Origin of the sequence: Plantibacter sp. 2H11-2 (assembly GCF_050031945.1) — a bacterium.
GTDB lineage: Bacteria > Actinomycetota > Actinomycetes > Actinomycetales > Microbacteriaceae > Plantibacter > Plantibacter auratus.
Genome location: NZ_JBNBBL010000005.1, coordinates 261948 through 284437 on the forward strand (window position 1 = coordinate 261948; position 22490 = coordinate 284437).

Here is a 22490-nt window from a genome sequence, read left to right on the forward strand (position 1 = left end):
TCGACTCCGGCATTCGGCACATCCATCGGGCCTCTTGCGAGCCTATGAGGGTCATCAGCGCTTGCCGAGTCCACTTTCGAGTGCCACCCGGACGGGGCGCAGGGGCGATCCCCGCGCAGCTCTGCCGAGTGTCAGGAGGAGAAGACGGCGCTCTTCACCGGGCGCCCCTGCACGAGCGCATCGGCGAGGGACCGACCGACCCAGCCGCGCGCCCGGAACTCGGTGAGCAGGGTCGCGATGAGCGCCCCACGGTCGACCTCGGGCTCGGCTCCGTCGTCGACACCGTCGGCCGGGCCGGCGAAGGCGTCGTGCGCCAGCAGGATCGTGCCGGGGCGGCAGTCGGACAGGGCGTGGGCGACGCGCTTCTCGGAGGCCACCGCACGTGCGTCCCAGGTGGTCGCCGACCAGAGGACGGATTCGAGACCGGCCCGACGGATGGCGCGCCAGGTCGCGAGATGTTGCGCGCCGTACGGCGGCCGGAACCATCGGACGGGCGTGCCGGCGAGGTCCTCGAGCTCGTGCTTCGCGTCGACGGTGCGACGGGTGACCTCCTCGGCGGTGAACGCCGTGAGACGACGGTGGTCGACACCGTGCAACGCGATCTCGTGCCCCTCCGCGGTGATCCGCGGGATGAGCTCCGGGTGACGGCGAGCGCTGCTCAGCAGGACGAAGAACGTGGCGGTCGCCCCGGCGTCGGCGAGGGATCGGAGGACGCCGTCCGTGCCGACCGGATGCGGCCCGTCGTCGTAGGTCAACACGACGGTCGGGGTGGCCGTCTCGACCTCGATGATCGAGCCCAGGACCGGCAGTGACCGCTTCACGCGATCCTTGAGCCGTGCTCCGAGACTGCTCATGACCGCTCGTCCCGCGCATACTCCCGGAAGACCACGCCGAAGGCGCCGACGAACATGCCGCCGCCCTTCCGGATGGCTCGCGCGCCACGCGCCCGGTGATGGAGCGAGCCGGTGAGCGTTCCGAACACGGAACGTGCCACACCGACCGCGGCCCGAGCGGCACCGCCGACCGCCGCGACGACGCGGATCCGTGTCCGGTCACGACGTCCTGCCGCGAAGTACCGCTCCACCGTGATCCTGGTGTTGCCATGGCTCCACGCGCGCTGCAACGCCCAGCGCTTCGTCGCGCGGTCCCGTTCGACGAAGTCGTGGGTGACGGACTCGTTGCACCAGACGATCCGCCCACCCCGCCGGACGAGGTGCTTGCTGAAGAGCGTGTCCTCACCACCGCCCAGTTCGAGCTTCGACTCGAACCGCACGCCGAGTGCCCGCACCTGGTCGAGGTCCAGGAGCAGGTTGCCCGCCGCGGCCTCGCCGATGACGGTGCCCGTCGTGCGCTGCACGCGGTCGAAGAACCCACCCGCGACGACCCACGGGTCGGTGCCCTCCGGCAGGTGCGACTGCACGCGGCCCATGACCGCCGCAGCGCCCGTCGCCCGCCACGTCTCGACGATCGGGAGCAGCCAGTGCTCGCCCGGTTCCTCGTCGTCGTCGATGAAGACGAGGAGCTCCGCCTGGTCCGCCTCCGAGAGCGCGCGGTTCCGTGCCGCCGCGATGCCCGGTGTGGGTTCCACCACGTAGCGGACGCCGGGCGTCGAACCGGCGACCTCCCGGGCGCTCGCCGCGGGGTCGTTGTCGATCACGAGGACCTCGGTGCTCACGACGGACGCGTCGGCGTCGCGGAGCCACCGGGTCTGCTCCAGCACCTTCGGCAGGCTCGCGGCGAGGGTCGCCGGGCGTCGGAAGGTGAGGATGCCGACGACGAGGCGGACCTCGGCCGTGCGGGCGTCGGGTCTGCCGGCGGACGACTCGGTCATCGCGCGGCCCCGACCGTGGGCGCCGGAGTTCCGCGTCGCGCGGCGATCGCTCGTCGGTAGGCCTCGACGTGCCGTGCGGCTCCGAGGTCCCAATCGCGGTCGATGAACGTCACCTGGCCGCGCGCTGAGGCGCGGACGTGCTCCATCGCCGAGAGCAGTGCCTCGGCGTCGAGCTCACCGGAGAACCGATGCACCCAGCCGGGCCCGACCTCGGCTTCGAGGAGCCGGTTCACGGCGTTGTCCGGCACGAGCACCGGGCGGTCCAGTGACAGGGCGGCGAGGGTGCTGCCGGAGTTGTGCATGAACCGGTACGGGAGGACCACGAGCTCCGACGAGGTCGCGATGTCCACGAGCTCGTCGTCACCGAGGAAGTGGAGGTCGAGGAGGACGTCGTCTCCCTCGCCCGCGAGCGCTGTCAGGGTGTCGGCGAGTTCGGTGGTCGACGGTTTGCCGCCGACGCGGAGCGAGAGTCCTCGGGTCGTGGCCGCCGCGGATCGGAACGCCTCGATGAGGGTCTCGACACCCTTGTAGCGGCGGATGAGGCCGAAGTAGCCGAACCGACCGCCCTGCTGTGCCGCGCGCGGGTGACGGGCGAACCATTCACGGTAGTGGCCGTGGGGGATCAGGAGGGAGGGTTGGTTCTCGGGCAGGGTCGTCGTCTCGTTGAGCGTGATCCGGAAGTCCGTGCGTCGGTCGATGAAGCGGAGCAGCGCGACCTCGACCCGGGAGATGCCCTGCGGGAGTTCGACGTTGTGTACCGTCCTGACGATCGGGGTCCGGGTGATCGCGAGCCGGATGACGAGCAGCACGGTGAGGCACTGACGGAGGAACTGCTTCAGCGGGGTGTGTCCCGACACGAGGATCTCGGGCCAGTGGATGTGGAACGCGTCGTACCGCCCGAGGAGCGCGCCCCTCCAGCTGAAGTTCTGCACCGAGACCCCGGGGACCGCGCGGAGGTGGTCGGCCAGCATCACGAGATAGGGGTTCGTCGTCGGGCGTGGCACGGGGAACTGCTGCAGGACGGTCAGGTGTCCGCTCATGAACCCTCCAGGGGTCGGTGCTCGGGTGCATCGGTCGCGCTCGGCGTTCGTCGGAGCCTTCCGGCGTCCGAGGGTCCGCTGCGAGATCGGGGAGGCGTCGGGTGGTGTGAGCCATTGTGACATGAGCGGCGGCCGAGGTCGCGAGCCGGACGAGGCTGCGCATGGAGCCGAGGCAGTACACTCGGGGCATCGAGCGCCGGGTGGCCGTCGTCGAGGAGAGGTACGGGCGTGAGCGAGCCGGCAGCAGAGCAGCAGATCCCCACGTCGAGCACGCCCGACCCGAGGCGCCGACGCCGGGCGGTCGTCATCTCGGTGCTCGCAGCGGTCGTCGTCGCGGTGGTGGCCGTGGTCGTGGTGTTCGCGGTAAACGCCAACCGTGTCGGCACCGGCGACGTCGTGAATCCGCCGGCCATCACGGGCACTCCTACGCCGAGTCCGATCATCACCGACCCGGCCGAAGCACTTCCCGAGCGCGACCCGGTCGCCGGCGACGCACCGGTCGAGATCGTCAGCGGCGTGACCGTCAGCCTTGGCGCGCTCGAGGCCGTCGACGGTGAGGCGAACGCACCCGGTGAGACCGCGGGACCGGCGGTCCGGTTCACGGTCACGATCGTGAACGACAGTGATGCGAGCATCGACCTCAGCACCGTCGTGGTCACCGCGTACTCCGGCGCCGACCGCGTGCCCGCGGAGCCCCTCACCGAACCCGGTGCTGTGCCCTTCGAGTCGGAGGTCGCGGCGGGGGACACCGCCACCGCGACGTTCGTGTACACGGTGCCCGTCGAGCAGCGGGACGACGTCACGATCATCGTCGACTACCAGGCCGGCGTCCCCGCCGCCGTGTTCCAGGTCACCGCTCCCCGCTGACCCGATCCGGATCCACGCTGACCCCCGCAGGATCCCCGGGAAATCGGACCTGTTTTGGGGGTGACGCCCCTGATGCCCCCCGCGTTATGGTTCACGAGCGAGGCACCCCTGCACCTGGCCGGCGATCGTGGATCCGAAACACGATCGCATCCCTCGGCCCGTCCGCGGAGCCCTGTCGCGCCCCGAGCCCGCCTCCAGCGAAACCCGAGAACCCGTGTCCAGATTTCTGCGATCCCAGGATCGACCGAGCGCGCACGCGCCGAGCCGCAACGACGCCCGCGGCGTCCCGTCCAAGCTGAAGAAGCCCCTGGCACTCGGCGTGATCGGTGCGGTGTTCGCCGCGCTCCTCACGTTCACCGCCACGGCGGCTCCGGCGGTGGCCGACACGGTCCCCCAGGGTGCAGGCGAGGCGTCGACCGTCTCGGCGGACGCGCTTCCCACGGTGCAGATCAACAAGACCGTGTGGTCGCAGGTCGTCGTCGGGAACACCGTCTACGCGGGTGGAACCTTCACCAAGGCCCGTCCGGCCGGCAACGCGGCCGGCGTCGGCGAGGTCGACCGCACCTACCTGCTCGCCTACGACCTCACCACCGGCGTGCTCATCAACTCCTTCGCTCCGGTCCTCAACGCAGAGGTCAAGGCCGTGACGGCCTCGCCGGACGGTAAGACCCTCTACGTCGTCGGTAGTTTCACGAAGGTCAACGGGCAGGACCGCTCGCGCATCGCCGCGTTCGACACGGCGACGGGCGCCCTCAAGTCCTTCGCTCCGATCCTCAACTACATCGGCTACAGCGTCGCGGCCACGAACAGCACCGTGTACGTCGGTGGAGGCTTCACCAACGCGGCCGGCCAGACCCGCAAGGGAGCGGCTGCGTTCACCAACGCCGGTGCTCTCCTGCCCTGGGCTCCCGTCACCGAGGGTGGCGTCGTCCGCGCCCTCGCGATCGCGCCCGACCAGTCCAAGGTGATCCTCGGTGGCGCCTTCACGACACTCAACGGCAGCAGCAATCCCGGTTACGGCCTCGGCGCCGTGGACGCGACCGCCGGCGCGCTCCTCCCGTGGAACGTCAACGGCCTCATCCGCAACGGTGGCGCGAACGCCGCGATCTACTCGCTCACGAGCGACGCGAACAACGTCTACGGGACCGGCTACGTCTTCGGTTCGGGCGGCAACCTCGAGGGTGCCTTCAACGCCGGCTGGGCGAACGGCGACATGAACTGGGTCGAGGACTGCCACGGCGACTCCTACTCGGTCGCCTCTCACGGCGACGCCGTCTACATCGCCGGCCACCCGCACTACTGCGGGAACATCGGCGGATTCCCGCAGACGCAGCCGTGGACCTTCCAGAACGCACTGGCGTTCTCGAAGACCACCACCGGCACGGCCACGGCAGACCCGTACGGCTACTACAACTACGCCGGTCAGCCGACGCCGAGCATCCTGAGCTGGTTCCCGGACTTCACCCCGGGTACCGCGACCAACCAGAACCAGGGTCCGTGGAGCGTCGCCGCGAGCACGAACTACGTCGTCTACGGCGGAGAGTTCCTCGCCGTCAACAACAAGTCGCAGCAGGGACTGGTCCGGTTCGCGACGAAGGCGGTCGCACCGAACCTCGAGGGTCCGAAGCTCAAGGGGAGCGCCTTCCCCATCACCGCGATCTCCCTCGCCAGCGGCACCGTGCGCGTCTCCTGGAAGACGAACAACGACCGCGACAACGAACTCCTGAAGTACGAGCTGATCCGCAACAACCAGACGGCCACGCCGATCATGACGAAGTCCGTCCGCTCGACCTTCTGGAAGGTCAGCAACCTCATGTACACCGACAGCGGCCTCGCACCGGGGACGACCGTCAACTACCGCGTCAAGGTGACCGACCCGCTCGGCAACTCGACGATGAGCGACAACGTCCCGGTGACCGTGTCCGCCGACGGCTCGACGTCCGCGTACGCGCAGGCGGTCCTCGCGTCCGGTCCCACGTCGTTCTGGCCGCTCGGCGAAGCCAGCGGCACCGCCGGCTACGACTGGGCCACGGGCGACGACCTGACGCTCACGAGCAACACGACGCGAGGGACGGCGGGCGCGATCATCGGCTCGAACACGACCGCGACGACGTTCGCCGGCACGAGCGACAGCGCCGCCTCGACGACGACGGCGCAGAAGGCGCCGAACACCTTCACCGCTGAGACGTGGATCAAGACGACCACCGACCGCGGTGGCAAGATCCTCGGGTTCGGTGGGTCGTCGACCGGGACCTCCGGCAACTACGACCGCATGATCTTCATGAACAACGACGGGCGCCTGATGTTCGGCGTCTACCCGGGCTCCGTCCGGACCGTGCAGTCCTCGAAGGCCTACAACGACGGCGAGTGGCACCACGTCGTCGCAACGCTCGGTGCGAACGGCATGCAGCTGTTCGTGGACGGCAAGAAGCTCGACAGCCGCACGGACACGACGAGCGGCCAGGACTTCACCGGCTACTGGCGGGTCGGCGGCGACAACCTCGGTGGTTGGCCGGGCTCGCGCTCGAGCGACTACTTCGCCGGCGCCATCGACGACACCGCGATCTACCCGACGGTCCTCGACCGCGACACGATCGTGAACCACTACGTGGCCTCCGGCCGGACCTCGCCAGTCCCGGCCGCTCCGACCGACGCGTACGGTGCCGCGGTGTTCAACCTCGATCCGACGTCCTACTGGCGCTTCGATGAGACGACCGGCACCACGGCGAAGGACTCGGGCCGGAACGACGGCCCCGCGACCTACTACGGTGCCGTCGCGAAGGACCAGAACGGTGCGCTCGCCGGCGTCGCCGGGAACCGCTCCGCGCAGTTCGGTCCCGATGGTTCGGGTGTCGCCAGCGACACCGCTTACTCCAACCCGACGAGCTACGCGCTCGAGGCGTGGTTCAACACCACGACCACCAACGGTGGGAAGATCATCGGTTTCGGCGCCAACCAGCAGGGCGGATCGGGCGGCTACGACCGACACGTCTACATGGAGAACGGCGGTCAGTTGACCTTCGGGACCTGGACGGGCCAGACCAACACGATCACGACGCCCGCCGCGTTCAACGACGGCGCCTGGCACCACGTGGTGGCCGAGCAGTCCTCGGCGGGCATGAAGCTCTACGTCGACGGTGTGCTCCAGGGCACCAACCCGCAGACGAGCGCCCAGGACTACACCGGGTATTGGCGTGTGGGCTCCGACACGACGTGGGGCGGGACCGCCGGCACGTTCAGCGGACGCATCGACGAGGTGGCCGTCTACGCACAGCCGCTCACGTCGGCGCAGGTCACCCAGCACCACGACCTCGGCCTGGGCATCCTGCCGAACGTCGCTCCGACCGCCGGTTTCGCCGTCACGAACACCGACCTCACCGCGCACTTCGACGCTTCGAGCTCGGTCGACACCGATGGGACCATCGCGACCTACGCCTGGGACTTCGGCGACGGCACCACCGGCACCGGGGTGACGGCCGACCACGCCTACGCGGCAGCCGGAACCTACACGGTGACCCTCACCGTGACCGACAACCGCGGCGGCACGGGGACACTGCAGCACCCGGCGACCGTCGTCGCACCGAACGTCGCCCCCACGGCGTCGTTCACCGCAGCGGTCAACGCGCTGGGCGTCCAGTTCGACGCCGGCGCCTCCGTCGACACGGACGGCACGATCGCCTCGTACGCCTGGGACTTCGGCGACGGCACGAACGGGACCGGCGTCAACCCGAGCCACACGTACGCCGCCGCCGGCTCGTTCACCGTGCACCTGACGGTGACCGACGACAAGGGGCTCCTCGGAGAGGCGAGCCAGGCGGTCGTCACGACCGTCCCCGTGAACCAGCCGCCGGTGGCCGCGTTCACGCCGACCGCGACGGGCCTCACGGTCACGGTCGACGGCTCGGCGTCGAGCGACCCCGACGGCACCATCGCCGCGTACGCCTGGAACTTCGGTGACGGCGCGACCAACACCGGTGCGACGGCCGCTCACGCCTACGCCGCCGGCGGGACGTACACGCTCGCGCTGACGGTCACCGACAACGGTGGGGCCAGCACGACGACCTCGCAGTCCGTGACCGTCGTCGCTCCGCCCGCGGCGACCGTGCTGGCGAAGGACACCTTCGCCCGCTCGGTCACCGGCGGATGGGGTTCCGCCGATGTGGGAGGGGCCTGGACCCTCGATGCGGCGTCCAACTACTCCGTCGCAGGTGGCAGCGGTCTCATCTCGACCGCGGTCGGCCTGACCCGGACCGCCAAGCTGACCACGGTCGGCGCCACGGACACCGAGACGCAGGTCCGCCTGTCCTTCGACAAGAGCTCCACCGGTGGCGGAAACTACGCCTCGGTCATGGGCCGCGTCGTCGGAGCCGACAACTACGCCGCGCGGATCTGGATCCGGAACAACCAGGGCGTGCAGCTGCAGCTGATGAACGGCAACACGATCCTCAAGGCGGTGAACATCGACGGCTTGAACTACCTGCCCGGCACCCAGCTGCAGGTCCGCTTCCAGGCCGTCGGGACCTCGCCGACCGAGCTCAAGGCGAAGGTCTGGGCGATCGGATCCACGGAGCCCGCGGCCTGGCAGCTCACGGCCACGGACAGCACCGCATCGCTGCAGGCGGCCGGCTCGGTGAGCCTCCGCTCGTACATCTCGGGGACTGCCACCGGCGGCACCGTCGTGACGCGCTTCGGCAACCTGATCGCGCAGCCCTCCGGCTCGGTCACGGCCCCGCCGGCGAACGTGCCGCCCACCGCGGCGTTCACGCAGGCGGCGACGTTCCTGAGCGCCTCCTTCGATGCTTCGACCTCGACCGACTCGGACGGCTCCATCGCGTCCTTCGTCTGGGACTTCGGAGACGGCGCCTCGGGGACGGGTGTCACCACGAGCCACGCCTACGCGGCCGCCGGGGCTTACCCGGTGAAGCTCACCGTGACCGACAACGCGGGAGCCTCCGCCACCAAGACCAGCACGGTCACGGTGCAGGCGCCGCCGCCGAACGTCGCACCGACCGCCGCCTTCACGACGAGCGTGACCGGCCTCGCCCTGACGACCGACGGGTCGGGATCCACCGACACCGACGGCACCGTCACCGCGTACGCCTGGGACTTCGGAGACGGGGCCACCGCCACCGGAGCGACCGCGAGCCACACGTACGCGGCCGACGGCACCTTCACGGTGACGCTGACCGTGACCGACAACGCCGGTGCCACCGCGATGACCGAGAAGCAGGTCACCGTGGCCGGAACGGTCGTCGTGCCCCCGGTCACCCCGGCCACCGCGCAGGACGCCTTCGAGCGTCCGGCCGGTGCCGGTTGGGGGACGGCCGAGGCGGGTGGCGCCTGGACACCGGCGAACAACCCGTCCGCGTTCAGCCTCGCCGACGGCAAGGCCGTGATCACGACCCCGGCCGGCCAGACCCGGGCCACCACGCTCAACGGCGTGAGCCAGACGAGTTCCGACAGCAGCGTGAAGGTCTCGTTCGATCAGGGACCGACCGGCGGCGGCAACTACGTCTCGGTGATCGGCCGTCAGGTCGGTTCGGCGAACTACGCGGCGCGGGTCTGGATCCGCTCGAACAGCGGGGTGCAGCTGCAGCTCCTGCAGGGCGGGACCACGCTGTCCGCGGTCAACATCGCCGACCTCGTGTACGTCCCCGGCCAGCAGCTGCAGGTCCGGCTGCAGGTGTTCGGCACCTCGCCCACCACGGTGCGCGCGAAGGTCTGGGCCGCCGGGACGACGGAACCGACGAACTGGCAGCTGACGAGTGTCGACTCGACGGCGGCGCTGCAGGCTGCCGGCACCGTCGGACTGAGCCAGTACATCTCGGGCACCGCGACCAACGGACCGATCATCGCCCGGTTCGACGAGTACCTCGTCCAGCCGACGGTCTAGTCCACCGCGAACGAACGGCCGGTCGTCCTTCGGGATGACCGGCCGTTCGACGTGCGGGGAGGCGTTCATCGCAGCGGCGACGCCGAGGCGACGGCCTGCGTGCGTGACGGTGTACGTCAGCGACCGCGCGCGGCGGCCTTCGAGAGCCGGAGCCCGTCGACGACCCCGCGGACACCCGCACGGAGCGGGCTGCGGGTGCTGAGGAACTGCCGACGACCTCCCTGCAGGAGCACGGACCAGGCCACGGGGATGGTCGAGCGTCTCCAGGCCCGCACCTCGGCCGGTGGGAGGTGCTCGGCCGCGTAGAGGAGTCGGTTCCGGATGTTGAAGTAGTAGTAGGTCGTCGACTTGGCACGCGCCGAGGCGGCGTCCGAGCGGTCGTGGGTGCCGCCTTCGTCGTGGACCGCGGTGGCCTCCTCGACGACGGCCAGCGAACCGCCGACGGCGACCACTCGGTGCGACAGGTCGACGTCCTCCCAGTAGAGGAAGTAGGCGTCGTGGAAGCCGCCGGTGCGCGCCCAGAGTTCCACGCTCAGCATGAGACAGGCGCCGCTCAACCAGGGCGCCACGGCTGCCCCTGGGTGGTCCTCGCGTCGTCTCCGCGATCGGATCGTCCCGTCGTGCAGGTACAGATCCACCCCGTCGAACCAGAGGCTGCCGTCCGGTCGCTCGATCCGCGGAGCGAGCATCGTCATCGGCTGCTCAGCGCAACGATGCGAGAGCACGTCGAGCGCCTCGGGCGTGAGGGATGCGTCCGGGTTGAGGAGCAGCACCTGCTCGACGCCGAGTCCGATCGCCCGGGCGACGCCGAGGTTCATACCGGCACCGAACCCGAGGTTGTCGTCGGGCAGGAGGAGATCCCAGCGCTCCGCGTCGGCGAGCCGCGTGACGGCGTCGCGTGCGGCAGGGGAGGAGTAGTTGTCGACGACGACGGTCCGGAGGCCGGGTACGGCGCGGGTCAGGGTCGCGAGGTTCTGCTCGAGGAGTGCGGGGTCGCCGTAGTTCACGACGACGATGCCGATCCGCTCGGGTGAACGCACGGGTCCGGTCATGCTGTGTCTCCCCGGCGGTGCTCGGACGCGAGGACCGGGGGTCGTCCCGCCGTCGGGCCGTCGGTGCCGACCTTCAGGATGAGGGCGAGCCCCAGGAACAGGGTGAGCGTCGGGACGGAACTGTAGAGCGGACTGAAGAAGAGGTCCCAACAGGTCCGCACCCCCAGGAAGATGACGACAGCGCTCGCGTTGCGTCGTGCGATGCCGTGCCCGAGGCCGTAGATGGTCAGCCAGGCGATCAGCACGGCCAGGGCGAGCCCGATGAGGCCGAAGCGGACCCAGAGGTCGCCGATGGTGGAGTGGACCTCGAACCCGGTCCCGAACATGAAGCGTTCGACGTAGCCGTTGTTCGGGTCGTACCCGATGGAGGCCATGCCGGTCTTGGCGACCAGCACGTCGCTCAGGGAGGCGTAGGTGCCGCTCCCGTACCCAGTCGGCTGGTGGAGGAAGAGGGTGGCGGTCGCGGCGAGCTCCGGTCGTCCGCCGAGGAGGATGGATCCCGACTGGTCGAGTTGCGCGACCGTGCGGCTCTGGGTCTCCGCGCCGAACACCCCGTCGAGGAGGAGGGCCTGGCCGATGTTGAACACGAACGCCGCGGCGATGCCGATGCCGATGATGACCCGGGCGGTCGACGCCTTGCGGCTCTTGCCGGCGGAGCGCATCTGCCAGGCGACGAGGCAGAGGGTCAGGAGCAGGATCGCGAACAGCGACCGCGAGTCGTTGAGGATCGACACGGCTGCGAGCGCGGCCACGACGGCGACCTCGATCCAACGGCGGCGGGTGGCCAGGGCCAGTCCGAGCAGGATCACGGTCAACGGCACCGAGTACTGGAACTTCCACACGTTCGACATGTAGGCGGTACCGCCAGGGCCGGCGATGACGGCACGGACGAGCAGCCCGAGGCCGTAGAACACGATGATGTGCGACGGCGTCAGCACCGTCCGGGTCCAGACGATGCACGCGACCGACACGAGCGGGCCGAGGAGCACGATGGTCGCGCCGATGGCGACGCCCTGGCCGGTCTGGTGGTCGTCGGCCATGGCGGCCGTGAGCCAGAGCCCCGACACCGCTGCAGCGATCCCTCCGAGGAGCAGGACCACCCCGCCGCGGTACCTCCGGAGCTCGCCCACCCAGAGGGGGAGCAGGATCAGGGCCACACCGAAGCCCACGGTGAAGCCCTGGAAGACCTGGAGGCGAGCGCCGAGGAGCACGAGGAACACGATGGCGATGATGCGGTGGACCGTCGCCATGGTCGGATCGGTCGGTGGTCGGAGGACGGGGAGCGGTTCGAGCCGCTCGTCCGCGGGTGCTCCGACGACGCCGGGTGATGCGGGACGGGGCCGCGCCGCGCGCCACCGCGGGACGGCGGCGGCCTTCGGGCCCGCGTTCGTCTTCGGGTCCAGGTTCGTCTTCGGGTCCAGGTTCGTCTTCGGGTCACTGAGCGACATCGACGGGCTCCGCTTCCGCAGCGAGCCGGCGTCGCTTCGCGAGGTCGCGCTGGACGTACCAGAGGTTCGGGACGACCTGGCAGATCGCGACGGCGACCGCGGATCCGACGATGGGACCTGCGGCCCCGAGGACGGGGATGAGCACCCAGGAGAGGCCGAGGTTGAGCGGCACCATGAACAGGATGGGGAGGACCTGGAACTGGAGGCCCTTCGCGTCCGTCATGTACATCCCGACCGGGTACTTCGCGGCCTGGAGGGCGACGAAGACGACGTAGGAGACGAGGATCGGCCAACCGAGGGTGATCTCGCCGTCGGAGACGAACCCGGCGATCCACGGGGAGATCGCCGCGAGGACGACCGCGAGGGCGAGCCCGCCGCCGAGGAACCACAGCGTCGGGACGAGTGGCGATTCGACGCGCTTCGCGGACCGCGCCTTCGCATAGATCGGCCACAGCGCCAGCCCGGCCGCACCGATCGTCTGGATGACGAGGCCGAAGAGCTGGGTCGCGAGGTTGTACTGGGCGAGTTCCGGTCCGGTCGTCAGGTGGCTGAGCAGCAACCGGTCGGTCTGCATGGCGATGGGCAACGCGATCATCTGGACGACCATCGGCCAGGCGAGGGCGAACGCGGGGACGCCCGGAGCGCTGCGGAGCCTCGGCACCTCCTTCATCGCCTGCCAGACCTGCGGGCTGATCGAGCGCGCGGCAAGTACCAGGCAGACGGCGGCGACGATCCCGCTCGCGGCGTAGGAGAGGACGGCGACGAAGGAGCCGCCGTCGAACCCGGTGACGACGAAGAGCCACACGCCGAGGAAGATCGCCGGAGCGGCGATCGCCTGCGTCGCGACCTGGGTGCTCGTCTTGCCGACCCCGATGAGGATGCGTTGACCGACGGTCATCGGCAGGACGAGTCCGAACGTCGCGAGGCAGAGGAACGCCGCGACGCTGCCGCCGTCGGGTGCGAGGCCGTTGCCGAGGATCGCCGGCCACAGGTCGAGGACGGTGATGAGGATGGCGACGAGCATGATGACCGCGCCCGACACGGTGAGGATCCGGAACGCCGTCACGATCGAACGCCGCACCTGCAGGTCGCGCTTCGGGTCGTCGGATCCGGCGATGGCGTTGATGACGACGGCGGCGATGCCGAGGTCGGCGAACGGCAGCAGGGCCGGCAGGCTCGTCAGCAGCCCGTACTGGGCGTAGGCGCCGGAGCCGAAGTGTTCGATGATCATCCGGCTCGTGAAGATGCCGAGGACGCCGGAGAGCCCCATCACGAAGATCTTCGCGATGGCCGTCTGGCTGACGGAGGCCCAGATGCCGCCCCTGCCGCGCGCCATCAGCGATCACCGCCGGCGTCACGGAACAGCCAGGTGTCGGCGGCAAGACGGCCGTCACGGGCGGGAAGGTCCGCGAGCACGTCCTCCGGGGTCCGGGTGCTGGCGATCGTCGCGAGGATGGCCTCGGCGAGTGCCACCGCGTCGTCCCCCGGCTCGACGACCCGGTGGCCGTGCTCGTCCAGCCAGCCGGCGATGCCGGTCTCCGTCGTGGTCACCACGAGGCAGCCGGCGGCGAGGCCCTCGACGATCGGCAGGCCGACCTGCTCGCGCCAGTCGGGACGCGGCTGGGACGGCAGGACGAGCGTGCGGCTCGCGGCGAGGGTGTCGAAGATCACGGAGCGTGCCGGGTCGCGGTGGAAGGTGACCGACGGGTGGCGGTCGCTGAGCGCGGTCGCTGCGGGCTCGAGCTCGCCGGAGCCGAGGATGACGAGGGAGGCGCGCGGTTCGCGCTGCAGGACGGTCGACCAGGCTTCGACGAGCAGGGGGAAGCCCTTTCGCCCGACGAGGGCTCCGAGGAAGACGATCTGCACGGGGTCCCGGACGACGTCGCTCCGAGCCGGCATGGGCGCGGGCAGGGCTTCGATGACCGTGGACTCGAGGTCGCGTCGCGCCGGAAGGACCCGGGCGTGCAGGTCGCGGGCCCCGGTCGTCCCGTAGACGATGCGGTCGAGACGACGCCACACGCGACCGGCGGCCCATCGCTGCGCCCGGAGTTTGACGCGGGACCGCAGGCGGGCGGGACGCGCGACCATCGGGTCGAGGTTCTCGATGGCGTACGTCACCACGAGCGGCCGTGTTCCCCGGAGGCGTCCTCGCAGGTCGAGGGCGACCAGGGTGCTGAGGGTGGCGATGGCGGAGGACAGCTGGAGCGGCTCGTTGACCTCGAGCGCGGTCACGCCGGAGCGGACGAGCAGCCGTGCTGCGGCCATCGGCTCGGCCTGGACGAGCTCGACGCCCGGAGCGACGCTCGGATCGAAGTCGTAGCGGCGACGACGGTAGACGATGCTCGCAGGCGCCAGTTCACGGGCGCGTTCGAGGTGCGCGGTGCGGACGACCTCGTACAGCCTGGCGCGGGGATGGCTCAGGCGAGCGGGTGTTGGCATCGTTCGTCGGTCCCTTCGGGCGCGTCGTCGGGCAGCGGCTCAGCGGCCGGCCATGGAGGGCGTGCGCGCCGAGTCGTTCGCCGCGGGGACGGCCGTTCCCGTCGCGGCGGGGCCGAGCGGGACGGCGTCGGGAGCCGACCGGTACGAGTTGTAGCGGTAGTAGGAACTCGTCTCGTCCTGCTTGAGGCCGTTGAGGACCAGCCCGATGGTGCGGGCGTTCGCGCCGTCGAGCGTCTCGAGCGCGCGGTGGAGCTGCTGGCGGCGGGTGGACTTGTACCGGGACACGACGATCGCACCGTCGGTCATGTGCGTGAGCCAGAGCGGGTCGGTGACCGGGATGATCGGCGCGGTGTCGATGATGACGAAGTCGTACGACTCCTTGGCGCGGTCAACCAGCTGGCGCATCGCGTCGGAGGCGAGGAGCTGGCTCGGGTTCGGCGGCACCCCACCGGAGGCGAGGACGTCGAGGTTGCCCCGACCCCAGGGCTGCACGGCCTCCTCGAGGGTGATGTCGCCGACGAGGACACTGGTCAGGCCGACTTCGCCTTCGATCTGCGTGTAGCCGGCGATCGAGGGGCGGCGGAGGTCGGCGTCGATGAGGAGGACGCGCGGTGCGCGTTCGGTCATCGCGAGGGCGAGGCCGAGCGCGACGGTGCTCTTGCCCTCACCGGGGAGTGCGGAGGTGACGATGACGGAGGTGATCCGTTCGTCGACGTCGGCGAAACTGAGGTTCGTCGCGAGACTCCGGAAGCCCTCGGCGATCATGCCGTTCGGGTTCCGCATCATCGCCTGCGTCGGCAGCTCACCCTTCCGCGTGCGGGCGACCGTCGTGAGGACGGGGGTGTCGGAGACCTGCTGCAGCTCGCGCAGCGACCGGATCCTCGTGTCGAGGAGCTCCCGGCCGAAGGCGTACAGCACGCCGATCAGCAGGCCGCCGAGTCCGCCGCCGGCGACGAGGAGTTTGGTGTTGGGCGCGAAGGCGAAGATGGGGAGCTTGGCCGGTGCGATGATCGTGAGCTGGACGGCGGGGCGGTCCTGATCGTCCCTCGGGGAGATGCCGTCCACCGCGGAGGACAGGGAGTTCGCTACGGCCGCCGCGATGCTCTGCGCCTGCTCGGCACTGGTCGACACCGCGGAGATCTCGACGATCACGGTGTTGAGGGGCGCATCGGCGCTGACCGACTCCGCGAGGTCCTGGACACTCATGTCGAGGCCGAGCTCGTTGATGACCGGCTCGAGCACGATCGGGGAGGACGCGAGGACGGCGTAGGACTGCACGAGGTTCTGCACGTACGTGGATCCCTGGACCAGTTCGGTCGTGGAGTTGCCGGCCTCGGTGGTCACGAACACGCTCGTCGTGGAACGGTACTGCGGTGCCATCGTCTGTGCGAACACGTAGGCTCCGGTCGCGCCGACGAGTGCGAGCACCACGATGACGATCCACTGCTTGCGCAGCGTTGCGATGTAGTCGCCGAGATCCATCTGACTCCCCCTGGTTTGTTGACACCCAACACCTCAGCGTACCGACGATTTTCGGGTTTATCAGGGGAAAGACGCCCCCACTCAGGGGGGTACGGGCTGTTTGATGACCCCCAGTCCGAGGGTGTCCACCCCCGCGGATGACCCCCGTTCGACGGGGTTCAGGACGGTCTCCTTCGGTGTCGGTCAAGGGGGTGTGGCGCTCACGCTACGATTGTCGGAATTCTTCCCCCGAGCGAAAACCGAAGGACGTCATGGCGCGGATCCTCGTAGTGTGCAGTGCCAACGTCTGTCGCTCCCCGCTCGCGGAACAGCTCCTCCAAGCCCGACTCTCGACCATTCCCGGCTTCGACCGCCTCGTCTGTTCGAGCGCCGGCATCGAGGTCAGTCGCGGGCACGAGATGTGCGCTGACGCGGCCGAGGTCCTCGGCCTGCCGTCGGAGGGACCGAAGGCGCCAGCTCATCGTGCACGCCGCGTCACCAAGTCGATGATCGGTGGTGCTGGGCTCGTGCTGACCGCGAGCCGCGCCGAGCGCTCCGCCCTCGCCAAACTCTCTCCCGAGGCCCGTTCGAAGGTCTTCACCCTCCGCGAGGCGGCAGCGCTGGCCGAAGCGCCCGACCAGGCGATCGCCACCTGGCGCCCCGGTGCCGGCACGACGGCCGACCAGCGTCTGTCCGACCTGGCGGCCCTGCTCAACGCCCGTCGAGGTCTCGCTCCTGCGCCGAAGCCGGAGCGCACCGGGCTGTTCGCGCGATTCGGGAGCGACGTCGACCCGCTCGACATCGCCGACGGACACAACCTCGGCAAGCGGGCGCACCGGACGACCCTGCGGTCCGTCCAGCGCTCGGTCGAGCGGTTCGGCGCCGCCGTGGAAGCCCTCACGCGGTAGCGGTTCGAGGGTCATCACTACCCCTGTCTTTGGGGGTACGCAGGGCGCGATTTTCCCGTTTTCCGACGAATGTTGGGCGGTAGGCTCTTCAGCATTCCAGCCGAGACACGCTTCGTGTCCGCGCCGCCCGAACGGCGCCTGGAGCGATGAGGAGAAGCTCGATGGGGGACAACGCTGCACGGCGTCAGGGGCAGCCGACGGTTCGCATCCTCGGCACGCACGGGATCCCGGCGGCCTACGGCGGGTTCGAGACGGCAGCCGAGAACATCGCCGTCTTCCTCCGGGATCAGGGGTGGCGCGTCATCGTCTACTGCCAGTCCGACGGCGACGGACCGATCGTCGAGGACGAGTGGCGCGGCATCGAACGCGTGACGATCCCCGTCGGCCCCGATGGGTGGAAGGGCACCTCCCTGTTCGACCTGAAGTCGATCAGACACGCCTCGCGGTTCGACGACGTCTGCCTCACGTTCGGCTACAACACCGCCGTCTTCAACGTCCTGCAGCGCCTCAAGGGCATCCCGAACGTCATCAACATGGACGGCATCGAATGGTCACGGGCGCGCTGGGGGTTCATGAAGCAGGCGATCCTCTACGTGAACGAACGCATCGCGTGCTGGGTCGGGAACACGCTCATCGCCGACCACCCCGAGATCGAGACCTACCTCGCGAAGAAGGCGAAGCGGTCGAAGCTGACGACGATCACCTACGGCGCACACCGTGTCGACTCGGCACCGGTCGCACCGCTGACGGCCCACGGGCTGACGCCGGGGGAGTACCTGACGCTGATCTGCCGCCCGATCCCGGAGAACACGATCCTGGAGCTCGTGCAGGCGTTCTCGGCCGAACGACGTGGCGTCACCCTCGCCGTCTTCGGCACCTACACCCCGGAGACGGACCCGTACCACCGCGCCGTCCTCGACGCCGCGAGTGACGAGGTCGCGTTCGTCGGGTCGGTCTACGACCCAGAGGAGCTCGCCGCCCTCCGATTCCACGCGCTCGGCTACCTCCACGGGCACACCGTGGGCGGCACGAACCCCTCGCTCGTCGAGGCGATGGCCGCCGGGAACGCCGTGATCGCCCACGACAACCCGTACAACCGATGGGTCGCCGGCGACGGCGCCCTCTACTTCACCACCGCCCGTGATGCCGCCGCACGGATCGGCGAGCTGCTCCAGAACCCCGCCCGCCGTGCCGCCCTGTCCTCCGCCGCGTCCGCGCGGCACGCCGAGGAGTTCACCTGGGAGCACGTCGCCGGCCAATACGAAACCGTCCTGCAGACCTACCTTGGAGGTGCACGTGTCGCACGTGTCTGAAACGAACGCCCCGGCCGCGGAAGTGCCCATCGAGACGGCCCGCGTGCGGGTCGGCGTGATCGGTCTCGGCAAGATGGGCCTCTCCCACCTCGCCATGATCAAGGCCCACCCGTGGGTGAGCGTCGACGCGGTCGTCGACTCGACCGGCTACATCCTCGACGTCCTCGGCAAGTACACCGGCCTCAAGACCTTCACCTCGGTGGACGAGATGCTGGCCTCGGTCGAGCTCGACGCGGTCATCATCGCGACGCCGACGAAGTTCCACGCACCCATGGTGAAGTCGGTGCTCGAGCGCGGTCTCCACATCTTCTGCGAGAAGCCGCTCAGCCTGAGCGCGGCCGACTCCGATGAACTCGCCGCACTCGCCGAGCGTCGCGGCGTCGTGACCCAGGTCGGGTACCACAACCGCTTCGTGGGTGCGTTCCGCGAGGTCAAGCGTCTGCTCGACCTCGGTGCCATCGGTCGCGTCACGCACATCCAGGCGGAGGCCTATGGTCCCGTCGTGTTGAAGTCGCGCGGCTCCACCTGGCGGAGCAACCGCAACGAGGGTGGTGGCTGCCTGTACGACTACGCCGCCCACCCGGTCGACCTCCTCACCTGGTACGCCGGCGAGCCGATCGGCGTCGGCGGCACGGTCCTCGGCAGCGTGTTCTCCGAGCACACCGAGGACGAGGTCTTCTCGACCCTGTTCTTCGACGCCGGCGTCAGCGCGCAGCTCTCCGTCAACTGGTCGGACGAGTCCTACCGCAAGATGACCACGCAGATCACCATCACCGGGACCGCCGGTCGTATCCACGCGGACCGGCAGGAATGCCAGGTCTACCTGCGCGACACCGCGCCCGAGATCGAGGGCTACGAGACCGGCTGGAACGTCAAGTACACCACCGAGCTCACCGACGAGGTCTGGTACTACCTGCGCGGCGAGGAGTACAGCGCACAGCTGGACCACTTCGTCACCCGGGTCGTCGAGGGCGCCGTGCTGGGGACGAACTCCTTCACCAGCGCGGCCGCCACCGACCACGTCCTCGAACTCCTCACCATCGACGCGGCGGCAGGCCCGTCCACCCGAGCCGCGACGGCCGCACCCGCTCCCGTCGCGAAGAAGAAAGGCCTCCTCCCATGGCGACGAGCGTAGAGACCCAGACCGGCGCGGCCGCGACCGCTGCCCCGAAGCTTCCCCGGCTCCTGTTCGGAGACAACCAGTTCTTCGGCGTCAACCACATGTCGGAGGAGAAGGCGCGCGCCCAGGCCATGCGCTTCCAGGACACCGGCGCGATCATGGACGTGCTCGACGTCGCGTACGACGAGGGCATCACCTCGTTCATGTGCACCACGCACGACCGGATCGCCGAGGTCGCGGAGCGGGTACGGCTCGACCCGACGCGGTACGCCGACTTCACGTTCCAACCGTGCATGCCGTACGCGCACAAGTACGCGGACGCCGTGACGGAGAACGGCATGCTCGGCGCGCTCAAGCGCTTCCTGCCTGAGGAGGGCCTCATGAACGCCGCCCTGCGTGGAGGCAAGGCGTTCGCCACGAAGGACGTCGAGGGCATCATCACGCTGCTCATCGACGCCGAGATGGCGATGTTCCGAGGCGTCGACACGCCGGTGATCTGGCTGCAGAACGTCGTCGTGGACCTCCTGCTCGGCCTCGGCTTCAAGGACGCGTTCGCCATCTTCGACCACCACGTGCGCACGAAGTACCACGCGCAGCCCGGGTTCATCACGATGAACCTGCCCCTGCTGCTCGACGCCCTGGACGAGGCCGGCCTCGAGAACCCGATCGTGTGCTCGAACATCAACAAGATCGGCTTCCGCATGTCGGGAGGGATCGAGGGCTACCAGCGGGTGCTCGAGGAGCGTCGGTTCCGTGCCGTCGCGATGTCCGTCTACGCGTCCGGCGCGATCCCGCCGCGCGAGGCGATCGAATGGCTCTCCGAGCAGCCGAACATCGAGTCGATGGTGTTCGGCGCCTCCAGCCGGCAGAACATCCAGAGCACGCGCCGCCTGGTCGACGAGTTCTTCGGGGCCTGATCGGACGCGAGCCCAGGTGACACGAGGAACGGCCCCTGGCATGCCAGGGGCCGTTCCTCGTGTTGTGGTCGGTGCGTCGGCCGGTCGGCGACCCCGCCGTCAGACGCGGACGCGCCGGACGGACTCGACCACCTGGATGATCTCGGATCGGTAGCGCTCCGGGGAGAAGCGCTCCTGCGCCGAGCGGCGGGCCCGGTCGGCGATCCGTGCGCTCCGGCCCGGATCGTCGAGGAGCTCGGCGACCGCTGCGGCCATGGCCTCGGCGTCACCCGCCGGCACGAGCAGGCCGGTCGCGCCGTCCTCGATGCTCTCCAGATGACCGAGCGCTGCTGATGCGACGACGGGTCGCAGCGCCAGCTGGGCCTCGACCACGGCGTTGCCGAAGGGTTCCCGGAGCGAGGGGGCGACGACGAGGTGCGCGCGCTCCAACGCCGGCCAGATCGGGGAGACGTAGCCGGAGAAGGTGACCGCGCCACGGAGGTCCGGTTGGTCGGCACGGTCCCGGAGCTGCTGCTCGAACCACTCGTACCCCTCGAACGGCGTGCCCGCGATCTCGATCCGCACATCGCGCCCGGCACGGCGCAGGATCCCGACCGCGTCGAGGGCGATGTCGGGCCCCTTGCGCGGGGAGAGCCTGGCCACGATCGCGAGTCGATGCGGTTCGGAGCCGATCGGCGCCGGCGTGGGATCGACGTCGGGGCCGGCGACGCCGTTGAAGACGAGCCGGACCTTCCGGGCGAGCCCGGGTGCGGCCGTGGTGGTCGCCTCGACCGCTGCGCGACTGATGACGATGAGCGCGTCGGCGAGGATCAGCGGCGAGTTCAGGGCGAACCGGACCAGCCTGCCGTCCGTGGTCTCCGCCTCGTGCACGTGGCAGACGACCGGTGTGCGCGTCAGACGTGCGGCGAGGATCCACCATGGGAGCGTCACCGTGTTGACGTAGACCGCGGTCGGCGCGATCTCCTCGATGACCCTCCGCAGGAAGCGGACGGAGCGCAGGCCTTCCATCGCGAGCGAGGCGACGCCGCCCAGCGAGGCGTTGGCCCGCCGCAAGACGGGGAAGGGGACGAACCGGACTTCCGCGCCGCGGGCGAGCAACCTCGGGACCAGCTTGCCGTCGGCGGGGAGGGCGACGATCACCCGGTACCCGCGCCCGACGAACGCGCTGATGCTCTCGAGCATCTGCAGGTCCGACCCGTAGACGTCGCCCGACGGATTCGCGATGAGGACCGTCTGACCGGCATCGGTGGCCGAGGTGCCGGCGAGCTCGTGAGCGTCCAGGGTGGTCTCCGATGCGTCGATGGCGGTCACCGGCCGAGCGCGACGGGCTGGCCGCCGGACGCGGTCCCGACCGAGCCGAGCCGCTCCATGTCACGGAACCACTTCACCGACGCGAGCAGCAGGTGGCCGGCGTTGGCGAGGAACATGAGGGTGTAGGCGGCGAAGAACACCTGCGGGGCACCCAGGAGCACGAAGATCAGGCAGAGGAAGCCGTAGTCGGTCGGGATGACGAGCAGCGAGCGCAGGATGGTGCTGTGGCCGTTCTCCGGAGCCGGGTCGGCACCGTAGACACGCTTGAGCTGCTCGTTGAGGATGATCGCGAAGAACGCGACGGCCGCCACGACGCAGTAGCCGATGGGGATGAGCAGTAGCGCAGGGGTCGGCAGCTCGAAGAACCGGAACGCGCTGATGAGGACGGCGAGGTGGAGGGACGAGATCTTCGTCGCATCGATGACGTGGTCGAGCCACTCACCGGACGGTGATCCGCCGCCGCGCAGTCGCGCGACCTGGCCGTCGGCCGAGTCGAAGGCGTACCCGATCGCGAGACAGAGCCACACGCCGACACCGAGACCGATGGTCGGGGGCAGGGTCGCGAGCATGATGATGCCGCTGAACGTGAAGACCGCGCTGATCACGGTGACCATGTTCGGCGTGAGACCGAGCTGGTACGCCGCCGCGGCGAGGTAGCGACCCGCCTTGCGGTTGACGTAGATCGAGTACGCCGGAGCGCCTCGCGTCCGCTTCTTCTGTGCACCGGCGAGACGGGCGACGATGTCGGAGTACCGCTCGGCGACGTCGGGGTCTTCCGTGGGCTGAGTCATGGGGGCAGTTCGGGTCATGCCGGTCCTTGTGTTCTCATGTGGGCGCTGCAGACGATCGCTGATTCGGGTGGGCGGTCGTGAGCGGTCGGGCGACGAAGG

16 protein-coding genes are annotated in these 22490 nt (G+C 69.7%); 6 read left to right on the forward strand and 10 right to left on the reverse strand.

Translation table 11 applies throughout. From position 1 onward, the window contains the following. Positions 1-131: 131 nt before the first annotated feature. From ACQG07_RS12370 to ACQG07_RS12380, 3 genes are read right to left on the reverse strand one after another with little or no spacing between them, the layout of a single operon-like run. Positions 132-854 carry a polysaccharide deacetylase family protein gene (locus ACQG07_RS12370; protein WP_426738433.1) on the reverse strand — a complete coding sequence of 241 codons (723 nt, stop codon included), beginning with the start codon at positions 852-854 and terminating at the stop codon, positions 132-134. Beyond that, positions 851-1831 (reverse strand): glycosyltransferase family 2 protein, encoded by a 981-nt coding sequence (locus ACQG07_RS12375; RefSeq protein WP_079705117.1) that lies wholly within the window; start codon positions 1829-1831, stop codon positions 851-853. Before ACQG07_RS12375 ends, ACQG07_RS12370 begins: the two co-directional genes overlap by 4 nt. Then, positions 1828-2871: a glycosyl transferase gene (locus ACQG07_RS12380; RefSeq protein WP_426738434.1), complete on the reverse strand. Its 1044-nt coding sequence runs from the start codon at positions 2869-2871 to the stop codon at positions 1828-1830. The genes ACQG07_RS12375 and ACQG07_RS12380 overlap by 4 nt, the downstream gene beginning before the upstream one ends. A 228-nt stretch (positions 2872-3099) precedes the next feature. Here ACQG07_RS12380 and ACQG07_RS12385 point away from each other — a divergent pair, with 228 nt between their 5' ends. Next, on the forward strand, positions 3100-3738 hold the full coding sequence (locus ACQG07_RS12385) for a hypothetical protein (RefSeq protein ID WP_079705119.1): 639 nt from the start codon (positions 3100-3102) through the stop codon (positions 3736-3738). 214 nt (positions 3739-3952) lie between these two features. Continuing rightward, positions 3953-9631 carry a PKD domain-containing protein gene (locus tag ACQG07_RS12390; protein WP_426738435.1) on the forward strand — a complete coding sequence of 1893 codons (5679 nt, stop codon included), beginning with the start codon at positions 3953-3955 and terminating at the stop codon, positions 9629-9631. 116 nt (positions 9632-9747) lie between these two features. Here ACQG07_RS12390 and ACQG07_RS12395 read toward each other — a convergent pair whose 3' ends face one another. The 5 genes from ACQG07_RS12395 to ACQG07_RS12415 are packed head-to-tail and all read right to left on the reverse strand — an operon-like array spanning position 9748 to position 16052. Then, on the reverse strand, positions 9748-10683 hold the full coding sequence (locus ACQG07_RS12395; protein WP_137242276.1) for a glycosyltransferase: 936 nt from the start codon (positions 10681-10683) through the stop codon (positions 9748-9750). After that, on the reverse strand, positions 10680-12131 hold the full coding sequence (locus ACQG07_RS12400; RefSeq protein ID WP_426738436.1) for a hypothetical protein: 1452 nt from the start codon (positions 12129-12131) through the stop codon (positions 10680-10682). The genes ACQG07_RS12395 and ACQG07_RS12400 overlap by 4 nt, the downstream gene beginning before the upstream one ends. Continuing rightward, on the reverse strand, positions 12118-13467 hold the full coding sequence (locus tag ACQG07_RS12405) for an oligosaccharide flippase family protein (protein WP_192004579.1): 1350 nt from the start codon (positions 13465-13467) through the stop codon (positions 12118-12120). Before ACQG07_RS12405 ends, ACQG07_RS12400 begins: the two co-directional genes overlap by 14 nt. Beyond that, entirely contained in the window at positions 13467-14570 is a 1104-nt protein-coding gene (locus tag ACQG07_RS12410) for a glycosyltransferase family 4 protein (protein ID WP_426738437.1), read from the reverse strand. Before ACQG07_RS12410 ends, ACQG07_RS12405 begins: the two co-directional genes overlap by 1 nt. Positions 14571-14609: 39 nt before the next feature. After that, a complete protein-coding gene (locus ACQG07_RS12415) occupies positions 14610-16052 on the reverse strand; it encodes a polysaccharide biosynthesis tyrosine autokinase (RefSeq protein WP_426738438.1) in 1443 nt (480 codons plus the stop codon). A 251-nt stretch (positions 16053-16303) separates the two neighbouring features. Between ACQG07_RS12415 and ACQG07_RS12420 the strand changes: the two genes are divergently transcribed. The 4 genes from ACQG07_RS12420 (at position 16304) to ACQG07_RS12435 (ending at position 20289) form a co-directional block, all read left to right on the forward strand. Next, positions 16304-16939 (forward strand): hypothetical protein, encoded by a 636-nt coding sequence (locus tag ACQG07_RS12420; RefSeq protein WP_426738439.1) that lies wholly within the window; start codon positions 16304-16306, stop codon positions 16937-16939. A 161-nt stretch (positions 16940-17100) separates the two neighbouring features. Continuing rightward, on the forward strand, positions 17101-18252 hold the full coding sequence (locus ACQG07_RS12425) for a DUF1972 domain-containing protein (RefSeq protein WP_426738440.1): 1152 nt from the start codon (positions 17101-17103) through the stop codon (positions 18250-18252). Next, positions 18245-19387 (forward strand): Gfo/Idh/MocA family protein, encoded by a 1143-nt coding sequence (locus ACQG07_RS12430; RefSeq protein ID WP_202939102.1) that lies wholly within the window; start codon positions 18245-18247, stop codon positions 19385-19387. The genes ACQG07_RS12425 and ACQG07_RS12430 overlap by 8 nt, the downstream gene beginning before the upstream one ends. Further along, positions 19372-20289, forward strand: a complete 918-nt coding sequence (locus tag ACQG07_RS12435; RefSeq protein WP_192004583.1) for a hypothetical protein — start codon at positions 19372-19374, stop codon at positions 20287-20289. Before ACQG07_RS12430 ends, ACQG07_RS12435 begins: the two co-directional genes overlap by 16 nt. A 99-nt stretch (positions 20290-20388) precedes the next feature. Here ACQG07_RS12435 and ACQG07_RS12440 read toward each other — a convergent pair whose 3' ends face one another. Both ACQG07_RS12440 and ACQG07_RS12445 read right to left on the reverse strand, forming a co-directional pair. Beyond that, positions 20389-21600 carry a glycosyltransferase family 4 protein gene (locus tag ACQG07_RS12440; RefSeq protein WP_426738441.1) on the reverse strand — a complete coding sequence of 404 codons (1212 nt, stop codon included), beginning with the start codon at positions 21598-21600 and terminating at the stop codon, positions 20389-20391. Continuing rightward, entirely contained in the window at positions 21597-22391 is a 795-nt protein-coding gene (locus ACQG07_RS12445; protein ID WP_079705129.1) for a CDP-alcohol phosphatidyltransferase family protein, read from the reverse strand. Before ACQG07_RS12445 ends, ACQG07_RS12440 begins: the two co-directional genes overlap by 4 nt. Positions 22392-22490 lie beyond the last annotated feature (99 nt).

Bases quoted from the DNA above. Each gene is read 5' to 3' on its own strand.
- ACQG07_RS12370 (WP_426738433.1), bottom strand. From the start codon at position 854: ATGAGCAGTCTCGGAGCACGGCTCAAGGATCGCGTGAAGCGGTCACTG.
- ACQG07_RS12400 (WP_426738436.1), bottom strand. From the start codon at position 12,131: ATGTCGCTCAGTGACCCGAAGACGAACCTGGACCCGAAGACGAACCTG.
- ACQG07_RS12425 (WP_426738440.1), top strand. From the start codon at position 17,101: ATGGGGGACAACGCTGCACGGCGTCAGGGGCAGCCGACGGTTCGCATC.
- ACQG07_RS12375 (WP_079705117.1), bottom strand. From the start codon at position 1,831: ATGACCGAGTCGTCCGCCGGCAGACCCGACGCCCGCACGGCCGAGGTC.
- ACQG07_RS12435 (WP_192004583.1), top strand. From the start codon at position 19,372: ATGGCGACGAGCGTAGAGACCCAGACCGGCGCGGCCGCGACCGCTGCC.
- ACQG07_RS12415 (WP_426738438.1), bottom strand. From the start codon at position 16,052: ATGGATCTCGGCGACTACATCGCAACGCTGCGCAAGCAGTGGATCGTC.
- ACQG07_RS12405 (WP_192004579.1), bottom strand. From the start codon at position 13,467: ATGGCGCGCGGCAGGGGCGGCATCTGGGCCTCCGTCAGCCAGACGGCC.
- ACQG07_RS12420 (WP_426738439.1), top strand. From the start codon at position 16,304: ATGGCGCGGATCCTCGTAGTGTGCAGTGCCAACGTCTGTCGCTCCCCG.
- ACQG07_RS12380 (WP_426738434.1), bottom strand. From the start codon at position 2,871: ATGAGCGGACACCTGACCGTCCTGCAGCAGTTCCCCGTGCCACGCCCG.
- ACQG07_RS12445 (WP_079705129.1), bottom strand. From the start codon at position 22,391: ATGACTCAGCCCACGGAAGACCCCGACGTCGCCGAGCGGTACTCCGAC.
- ACQG07_RS12410 (WP_426738437.1), bottom strand. From the start codon at position 14,570: ATGCCAACACCCGCTCGCCTGAGCCATCCCCGCGCCAGGCTGTACGAG.
- ACQG07_RS12395 (WP_137242276.1), bottom strand. From the start codon at position 10,683: ATGACCGGACCCGTGCGTTCACCCGAGCGGATCGGCATCGTCGTCGTG.